At 30.1% G+C, this 14,258-nt stretch carries 9 protein-coding genes; all 9 read right to left on the bottom strand.

Annotated elements, in window-relative coordinates; genetic code table 11:
• Window positions 1–3: 3 nt before the first annotated feature.
• Window positions 4–1,020, bottom strand: coding sequence for a polysaccharide deacetylase family protein (locus tag NNC19_RS19235; RefSeq protein WP_310940314.1), 1,017 nt, complete (start codon window positions 1,018–1,020; stop codon window positions 4–6).
• A gap of 60 nt (window positions 1,021–1,080) precedes the next feature.
• Window positions 1,081–1,788 (bottom strand): hypothetical protein, encoded by a 708-nt coding sequence (locus NNC19_RS19230; RefSeq protein WP_310940313.1) that lies wholly within the window; start codon window positions 1,786–1,788, stop codon window positions 1,081–1,083.
• Window positions 1,789–1,896: 108 nt separating this feature from the next.
• Entirely contained in the window at window positions 1,897–3,315 is a 1,419-nt protein-coding gene (locus NNC19_RS19225; RefSeq protein WP_310940312.1) for a HAMP domain-containing sensor histidine kinase, read from the bottom strand.
• Window positions 3,316–3,969: a response regulator transcription factor gene (locus NNC19_RS19220; protein WP_310940311.1), complete on the bottom strand. Its 654-nt coding sequence runs from the start codon at window positions 3,967–3,969 to the stop codon at window positions 3,316–3,318.
• A 329-nt stretch (window positions 3,970–4,298) separates the two neighbouring features.
• Window positions 4,299–5,591, bottom strand: a complete 1,293-nt coding sequence (locus NNC19_RS19215; protein ID WP_310940310.1) for a glycoside hydrolase family 27 protein — start codon at window positions 5,589–5,591, stop codon at window positions 4,299–4,301.
• Complete coding sequence (locus NNC19_RS19210) at window positions 5,584–7,884, bottom strand: glycoside hydrolase family 95 protein (protein WP_310940309.1); 2,301 nt, start codon at window positions 7,882–7,884, stop codon at window positions 5,584–5,586. Before NNC19_RS19210 ends, NNC19_RS19215 begins: the two co-directional genes overlap by 8 nt.
• A gap of 18 nt (window positions 7,885–7,902) precedes the next feature.
• Window positions 7,903–10,029, bottom strand: coding sequence for a glycoside hydrolase family 3 C-terminal domain-containing protein (locus NNC19_RS19205; protein WP_310940308.1), 2,127 nt, complete (start codon window positions 10,027–10,029; stop codon window positions 7,903–7,905).
• Window positions 10,030–10,089: 60 nt separating this feature from the next.
• On the bottom strand, window positions 10,090–12,408 hold the full coding sequence (gene yicI / locus NNC19_RS19200) for an alpha-xylosidase (RefSeq protein ID WP_310940307.1): 2,319 nt from the start codon (window positions 12,406–12,408) through the stop codon (window positions 10,090–10,092).
• A 73-nt stretch (window positions 12,409–12,481) separates the two neighbouring features.
• Entirely contained in the window at window positions 12,482–14,158 is a 1,677-nt protein-coding gene (locus NNC19_RS19195) for an ABC transporter substrate-binding protein (protein WP_310940306.1), read from the bottom strand.
• Window positions 14,159–14,258 lie beyond the last annotated feature (100 nt).

Here is a 14,258-nt window from a genome sequence, read left to right as displayed (position 1 = left end):
TATTTACTTTATTGTTCTAAATTCAAATCCTTTGTCTTTAAAAATATTAATTATGTCTTGAATAGACTTTGCTGTTTCTTCTTTTCCATAAGTATCATGCATTAATATTACTACACTATCTGCATTTGGTCCTAATAGATTTAAATTTTTTCTTGTTATTTCAGTTAGTTCTTTAGCAGTTTTGTTTGGCTTTCCTTCAGCATCTTCTGATAATGTATTCCAATCTATAATTGCATACCTTTTATCTACAAGAACAGGTCTTATATTTTTTCTGCCCTTCCATGACCAATATCCTCCTGGAAATCTAATAACTCTAGTAGAAAATTTTTCACCTAATACACTTTTTAATTCCTTATCACATTTTTCTACATCTGCCATAAAGTTATCAACATTTACTGTATCATGAGGATAGAGATATTTATATTCATGACTGTATGTATGATTACCTATAGCATGTCCTTCAGCTACAGTTCTTTTTAATATTTCACTTGACGCTTTAGAACTATTTATTTGTTTTCCCATAATAAAAAATGTAGCTTTTATATTATTAGCTTTTAATGTATCTAATACTTTAGGAGTATTTGTTGTAGATGGACCATCATCAAAGGTTAAATATACAACTTTTTTACCATCTTTTCGCACAGGATACCTTAATTCACCTTTAATTAATTTTTCTGTAGTATGAAATAATTCAATTGCATCATCAGCATTTGGATCTTTATCTATTGGAGTATAATTACTTTCATCTATAATTTCTGATTTTATCTCTAAATCTTTTTCTTTTGATTCTGATTTAATTTCCCTTTCAATATTTTTTTCTATTGTTCTTCCATCTATTGGTTTAACTTTATCTATTACTTCTGTTTTAGTGTAACACTTTACATTATCATCTTTAAATTCCAATCCAGCTACAAGCGCCCCAATAGAAAAAGCCATTACAATTATTGTACAAACTATTGCATATTTTCTTGCCTTTTTTTTAAATCTTAACCTTCTTCTATACTTTTCCACTCTTCTCATATTTTTCTCCATATATTTACTTTTACAATATTATTAAACATAAAATAAAGTTTTATATCTTTATTCAGATACTTTTTTAATATGTGCAAGGTCTAAAGATCCACCAGCAAAACCACATACCTTTTTATTAACTAAATCTATATTAATATAAATAACATCTGTATCTTTTTCACCATAAGTAAATACATATTGTTTTTCTTTATCCATTTGTTCATAGCAATATTCACCTAAAAGCTTCAAGTTATCTACATTATCAATAAGTTTATATTTTTTTACAAATTTAATACTTAATTCTTTCATTTCTTGAACTGACATTTCTTGAACTGGATTACTTTTATCTCCATTCTCTTTGATAAATTCTATTTTTCCAGTCAAAACATCTACAATGCCGCAATAGCTCACATTTGTTTTTTCTGAATTCCAACTTATAATCCACTGTACTAAATTATTTTCACTATCTCTACTTGGACTAATATCTAAATTTAATTTTTTACTTTTCTCCTTTATATCAAAATATCTACTCAATGCTTCTTCCATTATTTCTACTGCTCTTTCTTTTGTAATTTTACCATTACTTCCCCTAGAAATCTCATTGTTACTATCTTTCATAACTTCATCATTACTATCTTCTGACTTTGTTACTTCTGTTTTCTCTGTCATTAATACATTTCTTTTTATTGTATTTTTTGATGTTTGAGCAAAAATTTTAGTACCTCCAATACTTAATACTCCAAGTATTGCTAAAGCTATTAGCATTTTTGATTTCATTATTATCCCCCTTAGTTGTAACTGAATTTACTTTTCTCTTTCCATCAACTAAATCATATACTATATACTTATACAAATTACTTAATAGTTGTAAATTAGTTGTAAAATTTAATTGAATATTAGTTTTATTGTAGTTCCATTATATACTTTACTCTCTATTTCTAATGTAGCATTATGAACTTTTGCTATTTCAGCACATATAGAAAGTCCAAGTCCAGCACCATTGTTAGCTCTAGTTCTAGATTTATCTACAACATAAAAAGCTTCAAAAACTTTAGATATATCTTTTTCAGCAATTCCAATTCCTTCATCTTTTACTTCTATTACAATTTTATTTTCTGCATTTTTATATACATTCAAATAAATTGTGCTATTTTCTTTTGAAGCCTTGATAGAATTATCAATTAAGTTGCTAATTAAATTTCTAATTAAATCCCTTTCTACAAGAATCTCATATTCTGAATTGCAGATAGATAACTTTATATTTTTTTTCTGCAATTTAGGATTTAAATGCTCTTTTATATCTAGAAATATCTTATGTGTATTTTCCTTTTTCATTATAAAATTATCTCTTTTAAGTAATATTAAATCCATCATTTTCCAAGAAAGTTTTTCTAATCTTTTTGCTTCTTTCAATATATGAGTTAATCCATCTATTGAAATTTCTTCTTTGTATTCAGTTGAACGAAGAAAATCTGCATATGCAATTATAGAAGTTAATGGTGTTTTTAATTCATGTGTGAAATTATCTATAAATCTTTGTTTTTCTTCAGCTTTTATTTGTAATTCATTTACTTTTTCATCAATGGCATTTGCCATTTCATTAAAGTTTTTTGCTAAAATCCCCACTTCATCCTTGCAATTTATATCTACTCTTTCTGAATACTCACCATTAGAAACTTTTTTCACAGAATTCACCAACTTGTATATAGGCCTGGTAATATACTTACTTAGAAAATACATACCAACAGCTAATATTAAAGTTACTATAAATGATATTTTAATAAAAAAATTATATTGTTCTTCTTTATCTTGGTATATATATGTTACATCTCGAATATAAGAAAGTTTAAAATCATTTTCTTGAATTCTTACTAAACCAGATATAAATAATAACGTTCTATTTTCTACGTCTCTTATAATATATTGTCTATTAGTTGATGAATCTTGAAGCTCTTCTCTTTCTTCTGGAATCTTAAATGGTAGGTTATTAAAAATCACATTATTTTCTTTATCAAGAACCTCTAAATATATGTCCTTATAGTTAATTTGGTCAAAATAGTTTTGAATACTTTTTTCATATATGTATGTATTAAACTCTGATGTATTTTCATATACATAAGTATTTGAAATCTTATTATAAAAATCAAGTCCTTCTGAAATAGTTTTATGTTCAGTTAATGATCTATTTATCTCTCTTTTTAAACTTAAATTACTACTGTTTTCTATAAAAAAGATAACTCCTAAATTAAATACTATTAAAAATAACAATAATGAATATATAAAGATTTTTTGCCAAAATTTCATTTATATCTCCAACCTATACCCAATTTTATATACTGTTTTTATTTCATCATCTAAATTCAGCTTTTTTCTGAGTTTTTGAATATGCATATCAACAGTTCTTGTTTCCCCTAAGTAATCATATCCCCAAACTTTCTCTAAAATTTTTTCTCTAGATAAAGCAATTCCTTTATTCTCAACCAAAAGTCTTAGAAGATCAAATTCTTTCATAGTTAAATCTATAACTTTATTTTCCTGTTTTACAACTCTCTGTTCTATATTTATTTCTAAATTTTTAGCAATTAGTATATTACTTTTTTTACCATAACGTCTTAAAACTGCTTCAATTCTTGCCAAAAGTTCTATTGATTCAAAGGGCTTTACTATATAATCATCTGCACCCATTTTTAATCCCTTTACTCTATCTAATAAGGAATTTCTTGCTGTCAAAAAAATTACTGGAAGCTCTTCGTTTTTTATTTTTTCTATAACTTCAAAACCATCTATTTTAGGAATCATAACATCTAAAATAATCAAATCGAAACTTTCTTTTCCGATTATTTTAATTGCCTCTTCTCCATCATAAACCTGTTTAGTATTATAATTAACCATTTGTAAGTTTAATTTTATTATATCTGAAACAACCTGGTCATCTTCAACTATTAAAATTTTTTGCATTTGTATACCTCCTAGAAATGTTGTTAATGTTTGTTCTTCATCTTAACTATAATTTATATATTTATATTATTCAAGGATTTAAAAAGTCTACATTAGAGTACTAAATAGCTCTATTTAGCATGTATAATTTCCCCAATCCAATTACTTACACTTCTCTAAAAAATGCAAACTAATTTTTTACAATAATTCATGTTACTAAGACCTTTGTATCTCATTTCACATTAAAGCAGTAAAACAAGTTTTAAAAATAAAAAGTGTAGATTTTATTACTGCACAAAAAATCTACACTTTACTTCTTTCTAAAATATTTAAATTAATTATTATAAAAATTAAATGTCCTGAATTTTGTAAAGTTTTGCTCCATGTGCTAAAACTTCTACTTTAATCACATCAACCAATCCTTCAAAAACTTTACCACACCACAATTCCTTAAACTTCTTATCCTTAAAAGAATTTAACTCAATTTCTTCAGCTCTGATAGAAATCTTTCGTTTTTCATCACTTAAATTGAAAGCTGCAAGATAATAAATATCCTCCACTAAATCTCTAGTTAGCCATATAGCCTGCTCTTTATTTCGCATTATCTGTTTAGCTCCCTTTGAATTAGATAAAAGCCTCAATACTTTTTTATTTGTAATAATAGCTTTAGTCCATTCATCTAGCTTTGTTAATTCTGCACCAAGCATTAAAGGTGACCTAAATATGCACCATAAAGTCATCATGGTTACTTGTTCTTCTTTAGTAAAATTGGTGTACCGTTCATTATTAAATCCTTTTCCTATACATCCCAAAGGCAACATATCACAATCAGGATAGCATCCCTCTGATACGTGATTTTGCCATATCTCACATCTTTCAAACATATTCAATAGAGTATTCCAACTATCCCAAAAATCATCTGTAATACGCCACATATTTGCATACTTTTCATAATACCAAGATTTTTCTATTAAAGCAGGACCTGGTGAGAGGCTTAGCACTATTGGATGCCCACATTGTTCTATGGCATTATGAATCATCTCTATTTCTCTTTCTGCAGAAGATGCATCATATCTTCCAATATCATCAAACTTTACATAGTCTACTCCCCACTGAGCATACAATTCAAAAATAGAGTTGTAATATTCTTGTGCTCCTTCTATGTTTACCTCCACCCCATACATATCTGGATTCCACATGCATATGGAATATGGATTAGCAATTTCATTTGCTGTAGACTTAGTTCCTAAAATTTTCATATGATTATGTGCAGCAATCCTAGGTATGCCACGCATAATATGTATACCAAATTTAAGACCAAGATCATGCACATAGTCTGCCAATGGTTTAAATCCTTGACCATTTACTGAAGATGGAAAACGGTCAGGACAAGGTAACAACCTAGAATATTCATCAATTTCTACTTTTCCAAAAGGTTTGTACTGATATTGTTCTCTCTGTTTGCCTGTATCATAAGCATACCATTCTATATCTACCACAATATATTCCCATCCAAACTCTTTTAAATGCTCAGCCATATAGTATGCATTAGCTTTAACTTGTTCTTCATTTACAGTAGTATCATAATAATCATAGCTATTCCATCCCATAGGTGGAGTAATTGCAAACTTGTTTTTATTCATAAAAATCCACCAGCTTTTCTTCATCTCTTGTAAATTGTATATCTTTAATCTCTTTATATTTAATCCTACATACTCCATCTATGCTAGATTTGACTTTAACACTTACTAATTCTCCATTATTCCACTCGATATCAACCTCAAATCCACCTCTAGCTTTAAGGCCTTTTATCTTTCCCATTTGCCACTTTTTAGGCAAAGCTGGAAGTAACTCAATATAATCTTTATGACTTTGTATTAACATCTCTGCTATAGCTGCTGTTCCTCCAAAATTCCCATCAATCTGAAAAGGCGGACAAACATTAAATAAGTTTGTGAAAGTAAGCTTTCTTAACAATACTAATAGATATTTATATGCTGATTCTGAATCTTTAAGCCTTGCAAACAAGCTAACAACCCATGCTGCACTCCACCCAGTATGGCCTCCCCCATGACTTAATCTTCTTTTTAAAGAAACTCTTGCAGCTTCAAATGTTTCTTTTGAATTCTCTTCTGTTATTTCATTTCCTGGGTATAAGCCAAATAAATGTGATAAATGTCTATGACCTATTTCAAATTCATCAAAATCCTTAAACCATTCTTGTAATTGCCCATGCTTTCCTATTTTATATGGATATAATTTTTCTTTAGCTTTTTCCATTTCTTTTCTAAAAATAGCATCCTTATTCAAAATAATTGAAGCTTTTATACAATTAGTAAATAAATTTCTTGAAAGAGCCATATCCATTGTTGAAGCTATACTTGGTGAACATTTTTCTCCTTCCTTAGTTAAAAAATTATTCTCCGGAGATATTGATGGACAGGTTACTAAGTAGCCATTTTCATCTGTAATTAACCAATCTAATAAAAATATTGCAGCTTCTTTCATTAGAGGATATGCTTCTTCTAGGAAGTTTTTATCCTGTGTAAATTCATAATGCTCCCAAATATGGCTACAAAACCAAACTCCTGCCATAGGCCAATATGCCCATTCTGCACTTCCACCTGCTGGAGCTGTTTGTCTCCATAGGTCTACATTATGATTTACTGCCCAGCCTCTACATCCATATCTCTTTTTAGCAGTTTCTTCTCCACTTTCAGATACTTCTTTTATCATTTTAAATAATGGTTTATGACATTCTGATAAATTACAAACTTCTGCTGGCCAATAATTCATTTCTACATTTATATTTGTAGTATAATTACTGCTCCATGCTGGTCTTAAATCTTCATTCCAGATACCTTGAAGGTTTGAAGGCTGACTTCCTTCTCTAGAACTTGCTATTAAAAGATATCTTCCATATTGAAAATATAATGGTATTAATGATAAATCTTCTTCTCCATTAATAACTTTCTGCAATCTTTCATCTGTTGGAATTTCATTTGTCTTTCCTTCACCTAAAGTGAATTCAACTCTCTTAAAAAGTTTTGTGTATTCATTTAAGTGATTTAAAAATATTTCTTCATAAGACTTATTTTTAATATTTTCTAAAGTATTCTTAATTAACTTATCTACATCCTTTCCATTGGTTCCTGGTTCATTTTTAAAACCATTAAAGCTTGTGTGAGCTATGATTTTAAAAATTACACTGTCAGCATTCTCAATATTAAGAATTCCATCTTTAGACCATAGCTTGCCACCTTCAGATTCACCTATCAATAAAACTTGAAAGTCCATTCCCCTTTTACCTTCTTCATCATAAATGATAGGATCCTCATCATTTTCATAAGAAGGAAGTGCATATATTGGTGCTTTTCCCTTTAATTTTATTGAAGAATCATCATTACTTTCTACATTAAATCTTAATAAGCTATCAAGTGAAACCTTAAAGTTTAATTTTCCTTTATCACTTGAAGTAAATTTGATTATAATTGCGTTATCTGGATTGGAAATAAATAATTCTCTTTTATATTCAGTATTATTTATTTTATATTTAACATTTACAACTCCATTTTCTAAATCTAATTCTCTCACATATTCTGTATATTCTTCTGTATGTCCAAAATCTAGATATAAATTTCCCATAGGTGCATATGACTCATTCCAAGGTCCTAATAATTTTTCATTTATAAGTGATTGTCCTTCTTTATATTTTCCTGAAAAGATTAGTTTTCTTGCTTCTTCTAAATCCTTTAATGATGAACCTTCCTCTTCAACTGGAGCTCCCATCCATAAAGTATCCTCATTTAATTGAATTCTTTCTTTAGAAACATCTCCAAATACCATGGCCCCTAATCTTCCATTTCCAAGAGGAAGAGCTTCTACCCATTTTTTTGCTGGTTTCTTATACCACAATCTTAAATTGTTATCCTTCATATATAAACTCTCCTAAACTTAAAACCTATATTCTGAATTAACTGTTAATTCTCCTTTTAACCTTATATCTTCAGCAGATGTTCCAACAAGCACTTTAAACTTACCTGCTTCAACCTTCCACCTTTTATCTTCCACACTATAAAATGCAAAAGATTTTTTATTTAACTTAACTTTAATTTCCTTAGTTTCTCCTGCTTTTAAGAATATTTTATCAAATCCTTTTAATTCAATAAGAGGTCTTTTCACAGTCGAATCTACATCTTTTACATACACTTGTGAAATTTCTTTTCCAGCAACTCTTGAAGTGTTTGTTACCTTAAACTTAAGGGTTACATCTACATTTTCTGCTTCTTCATTAACACTTAAACTTAAATCTTTATATTCAAAGGTTGAATATGAAAGACCATGTCCAAAAGGAAATAATGGTTCTACATTATAACTAGAAAAGTATCTATAGCCAACAAAAATACCTTCTGAATATTTAACAGTTTTTCCACCTGGAAATTCACCTATACTATGCGCAGGACAATCTTCTAAATTCTTAGGGAAGGTAACAGGTAGCTTTCCTGAAGGATTAACATCTCCAAATAATACTTCAGCTAAAGCCCTTCCTCCTTCCATACCGTTATACCAAGTTTGAACTACTGAAGGCGCCGCCTCTATCCACTCTGTCATTTTAGTTGGAGTTCCACTAAGAATTACTACAGTAGCATTTTTGTTCACCTCTAAGACTCTTTTAATAAGTTCATCTTGCTTATATGGAAGATCTAAATCCGTTTTATCATAACCTTCACTATCTACATAATGCTTTATCTTTTCATCCTTTGAAATTGTAAGTGCATTATCTTTCAATTCTAATTCATCTGCAGTATGTTTTAATCCTCCAACAATCACTACAGCATCAGAATTTTGTGCTAATCTAACTGCTTCTTCTATTAATTCTTCCTTTTTAGCATTATCTGAACTATATCCCTTTGCATAACTTACTTCAGTTTGTCCACCTAGTCTCATTTTTATTCCAAGTAGAGGAGTTATTTCATATAACGCTTTTATCTCTGCACTTCCTCCTCCATTTGAATGTACTATATTAGCGTTTTCACCTATTACAGCCACTCTCTTTATGTCTTTATCTTTAAAAGGTAGAATATCATTATCATTCTTCAATAAGACAATTGATTCTCTAGCTACATTAAGAACTTCTTCTCTACTTTTAAAATCATTATAACTACCTCTTTTTCTTTCATTAGAAAAAGCATTTACTTTATACATTAATCTTAAAATTCTTCTAACCTTTTCATCTATTATTTCTTCTTTTATTTCTCCTTCTTTTACAGCTTGAATTAATGGATTTGCAAAGAAATAATCATCAAAGTTAAAAGTAACATTCATTTCAACATCTAAACCTGCTTCTGCTGCTTCTATAGTATCATGAACTGCTCCCCAGTCTGATATTACAACTCCATCAAAGTCCCACTCATCCTCTAATATTTCTTTTAATAAATACTTACTATGAGAACAATAGTAACCAAACAACTTATTATAAGCTGTCATTATAGAATAAGCATTTCCTTTCTTTACAGCTGCTTCAAAGGCAGGTAAATAAATTTCTCTAAGAGTTCTTTCATCTATCTCAACTTCAACATTAAGTCGTTCTGTCTCTTGATTATTAACGGCAAAATGCTTTACACAAACAGATACATCATTTTTTTCTTGAACACCCTTAATAAAAGGTACAACCATTTCACTAATTAAATAAGGGTCCTCTGACATATATTCAAAATTTCTGCCACAAAGAGGACTTCTAACAATATTAATTCCAGGGCCTAAAATAACATCTTTTCCCCTTCCTCTTGCTTCCTTACCTAATACTTTTCCAGCTCTATGGGCTAAGTCTGTATTCCAAGTAGCTGCTAAGGCAGTATTACAAGGAAGATATGTTGTATAATCATCTGAATTTCCTATAGGCATCCAACTAGCATCTGGAAATTCATTTCTTACTCCCATTGGTCCATCTGACATCTTTAATGGAGGTATTCCAAGTCTTTCTACCCCCTCTGTTCTAAATAATCCTCTACCATGACACATTCCAACCTTTTCTTCTAAAGTAAGTTTAGATATTAATTCTTCTATTCTCTCTTCATACATAGTTATTACCTCCACACACTTATTCATATACAAATAGGAAGGCTTAACCTTCCTATTTAATTACCTCAATTCACATACTGCTCTACAGTTTCCAGAAAGTACAACCTTTGTATCATTTCCTTCAACTCTAATGCTACCGCCTTCAACATTCTTTATATATACTACATTCTTAAATATAATGTTAAATGGCTTATCTACACCTTCTGATTCTATAGTTATCTTATTATTTCTCTTTAATACTTTTACACTAAGTGTTTCATTTTCATTCATATCTAATACTTTTGTAGATGCTTCTACTCCATCTTTCAATTCATATGCAAGTATAGATACATCTTCTCTATAGTCATAATCTGGCACCTTATTTTCATTACCAATTGCAATTAAACTATTTTCTTTAACTAACATAGGAATACTTAAATAATCATGTATCTCCTTAACCCATCTTCCACCTTCACATTTCTTGCCAGTAATAAAGTTAGTCCATTTACCCTCTGGTAAATAATATGCTGCTTCTCCTAATTCATTAAAGATAGGAGCAACCAAAATAGAATCTCCAAGCATATATTGCTTATCTAAATGGGTGCAAGCTAAATCATCTTGGAATTCCAATATCATAGACCTCATAACTGGAATTCCTGTTTCATGTGCAAATACTGAAGTTTTATACAAATAAGGCATTAAGCTACATTTTAACTTTGTAAAGAATCTAACTATATCAACTGCCTCTTCATCATAAAGCCAAGGCACTCTATAGGATGTACTTCCATGTAATCTACTGTGAGATGATAAAAGACCAAATGCCACCCATCTCTTATATACATCTGCTGTTGATGTACTTTCAAATCCTCCTATATCATGACTCCAGAATCCAAAACCAGACATACATAAAGATAATCCACCTCTTAAACTTTCTGCCATAGACTCATAATTTGATTCACAATCACCACCCCAATGTACAGGAAATTGTTGTCCTCCTGTTGTTGCTGACCTTGCAAATAAAACTGCTTCCTTTTCTCCTGAAACTTCTTTTATAGTATCAAAAACTACTTTATTATAGATTTGAGTATAATAATTATGCATCTTATATGGGTCTGAACCATCAAAATACACAGCATTAGTTGGTATACGTTCACCAAAGTCAGTTTTGAAACAATCCACTCCCATATCCATTAATTCTTTTAATTTACCTGAATACCACTTGCAGGCATCTGGATTTGTAAAGTCTACTATTCCCATAGCTGGCTGCCACATATCCCATTGCCATACATCTCCATTAGGTCTTTTTATAAAATATCCATTCTTCATTCCTTCATCAAATAATTTTGATTCCTGTGCAATATATGGATTTATCCAAACACATATTTTTAATCCCTTCTCTTTTAATCTCTTTAGCATTCCTCTTGGGTCTGGGAACACTCTATTATCCCATTCAAAATTGCACCAGTTATAATCCTTCATCCAGAAACAGTCAAAATGGAATACTCTAAGAGGTAAATCTCTAGCCGCCATACCATCAACAAATTCTGTTACAGTCTTTTCATCATAATTTGTAGTGAAGGATGTTGTAAGCCATAGTCCAAAAGACCAAGCTGGAGGAAGGGCTGGTTTTCCTGTTAAACTTGTATAGTTTTCTATAACTTTTTTCATTGACCCTCCACCAATGATGAAGTAATCAATATACTCTCCTGGCACACTGACTTGAACCTTTGTAACCTTCTCTGATGCAACTTCAAAGGATACTTTTTCTGTATGATTTACAAATACTCCGTATCCCTTATTTGTTACGTAAAAAGGGATATTTTTATAAGATTGTTCTGTACTTGTTCCACCATCTTCATTCCATATATCAACTGTTTGTCCATTCTTTACGAATGGAGTAAATCTTTCTCCAAGCCCATATACTAATTCTCCTACTGAAAGTTGAAGTTGCTCTCTCATATATACATCTTTCTTATCTTCTATTACATATGCTAGCCCTCTTCCAAGGCTTGATGTTAATTTCTTTTCCTTTTCATAAAAATTCATTGACCATGAATCTTTTTCTATCTCCATTTTAAGGTTACCTGATTTGAATAAAACCTTACTATCATTTTCTTCGATTTGAACCTTATTATCATTTTCTTCATAAATATCAAAACTTGGTGCTTTAACTTGCTGTCCCATGTAGTGATATGCTCTAATTCTTATTACATCCTCCATTGGAGATGTAATTTTATATGTTATAACTGGACCTCCTAAAGTATCTCCTCTATGATTTATTCTGTTACAAGGAGCATAAACAGTTAACTCCTTTTCTTCTATCTTTGTACTATAAACTTCTTGTGGGCTAAATGTTTCAACCCCTTCTCTATTCAACCAACAACCATTACTAAATTTCATTTTGTATCCCTCCCTATATAATAAAATCACCTCAAAATAAGATATTATATTTTGAGGTGACCTCTTTAAATGCTTAATTCCAAAGTTCTAATTTTTCCTTAACCAAATCAGTCATAGCCTTGTTTGCTTTTTCTATATCCATAGCTTTAAGATCTGATTGAATCTTATCCCAAGTTGAATCAAAATCTGATTCTTTTCCAAGAATTGCTTGAGTTATTGCTTTTTGAACATAATCATCAGCTTTCTTTTGAATAATAGCTAAGTCTCCATCACTAGGAATTGTATATTGCCATGCTTGTCCATGCTTAGATTCTCCTAATTCTTCAGATGTAGGGAATATATCTCCCCATGATTTTGCTCCATAAGCTTTCAATGTCTCTTTTTCAGCTGAATTATAATTTTTAATATAATTCTCTACTGAATTCATTGTATAAGTATCACCATTTGAATCTACAGCCCCATCTCCTCTTTGTGGAAATGGATATACATACTTAGTTATACCAGTTTTCATTGCAAAGTCTTTATCAGTATTTTTTTGTTGTTGCACTTCTGGCTTAATTACTCTTTTGCCATTTTCTACTGTATAATGTTCTCCCTCAATACCCCAATTTAATAGAACTTGAGCTTCATCTGATGCTAACCAATCTAAGAATTTAAATGCTCTTTCTTTATCTTTGCAAGATGATGAAATACCAACTCCTTTTGCGCCACTAAACCCAAAATTCTTTCTTGCAGGATCTTTATATTTATCACTTAATGTAACAGAAAGAGGTGCAAATGTTCTTTCATCCATACCTGATGCTTGTAAAGTCTTAGTTGCTTGATCATAATCCCATCTAGCATCTGAAAGACCCAAAACAATACCTTGAGTTATTTTAGCTTTGTATGCATCTTCCTTTTGAGTAAATGATTCTGGATCTAATAATCCTTCTGCATTTATATGATTTAACCACTTAAAATAGGTTTTCACTTCTGGTATTTGGAACTTATAAGTTGCTTCTCCTGTTTCATCATCAACTTTAAATTGCCCATCATCTGGAATACCTGCTACATATCCCCCTATATTTCCACATGTATTTGCCCATCTCCAATCACTTGCCATTAGAGACATACCTATAGTCTTTTTACCATTAATTTCAGGATATTTTGCTATATAATCCTTTAATGCTTTTTCATAGTCCTCTAAAGTTTTTATTTTAGGATATTTCAATTCTTTTAATACAGAATTTTGAATCTGTAAATTTCCATTTGGATTTTGTATTCCTTCATTAATACCACTTACTGAATATGTTCCTACTGTATATATAGATGGATCATCAGCAGTATATTTTAGTCTATTTATTTGGTCTCCATATAAAGCTTTTAAGTTTTTTCCATTTTTATCTATATAATCATCAAGCTTAATAAGAGCTCCTGCATCTATTAACTTACCAGTATCATCTTTCCCATATATTAAGTCTGGATACTCACCACTTGCAATCATAAGAGGAATTGCTTGTTTATCACCAGCTACTGGATGAGTGATTTTTAATGTTACGCCTGTTAGTTCTGTTATCTTTTTAGCTACATCATCATCAAAATTAATATCTACTGAAGAATCATTAGTAAACATAGTTAATGTTATAGGTGACTTATCATCTCCGCTAATAGATGATGAATCTGCCTTATCTTTTGTGCTACCACATCCTACCATACTTGTACTAAGTAAAGCGAATGAAAGTATTATTGATAAAATCTTGCATTTTTTCATTAATCTTTCCCCCTCAATTGATATGAGCACTCACGGAAACTCAATAAAGCCCATGGGTATGCCCTTTTTTTATTATTTTTTTTAGTTATTTCCCCCATTT

Source organism: Clostridium sp. SHJSY1, from assembly GCF_031626875.1.
GTDB lineage: Bacteria > Bacillota > Clostridia > Clostridiales > Clostridiaceae > Clostridium.
This window is presented reverse-complemented; position numbering and strand designations above follow the sequence as displayed.

Bases quoted from the DNA above. Each gene is read 5' to 3' on its own strand.
- NNC19_RS19235 (WP_310940314.1), bottom strand. From the start codon at position 1,020: ATGAGAAGAGTGGAAAAGTATAGAAGAAGGTTAAGATTTAAAAAAAAG.
- NNC19_RS19230 (WP_310940313.1), bottom strand. From the start codon at position 1,788: ATGAAATCAAAAATGCTAATAGCTTTAGCAATACTTGGAGTATTAAGT.
- NNC19_RS19225 (WP_310940312.1), bottom strand. From the start codon at position 3,315: ATGAAATTTTGGCAAAAAATCTTTATATATTCATTATTGTTATTTTTA.
- NNC19_RS19220 (WP_310940311.1), bottom strand. From the start codon at position 3,969: ATGCAAAAAATTTTAATAGTTGAAGATGACCAGGTTGTTTCAGATATA.
- NNC19_RS19215 (WP_310940310.1), bottom strand. From the start codon at position 5,591: ATGAATAAAAACAAGTTTGCAATTACTCCACCTATGGGATGGAATAGC.
- NNC19_RS19210 (WP_310940309.1), bottom strand. From the start codon at position 7,884: ATGAAGGATAACAATTTAAGATTGTGGTATAAGAAACCAGCAAAAAAA.
- NNC19_RS19205 (WP_310940308.1), bottom strand. From the start codon at position 10,029: ATGTATGAAGAGAGAATAGAAGAATTAATATCTAAACTTACTTTAGAA.
- yicI (WP_310940307.1), bottom strand. From the start codon at position 12,408: ATGAAATTTAGTAATGGTTGTTGGTTGAATAGAGAAGGGGTTGAAACA.
- NNC19_RS19195 (WP_310940306.1), bottom strand. From the start codon at position 14,158: ATGAAAAAATGCAAGATTTTATCAATAATACTTTCATTCGCTTTACTT.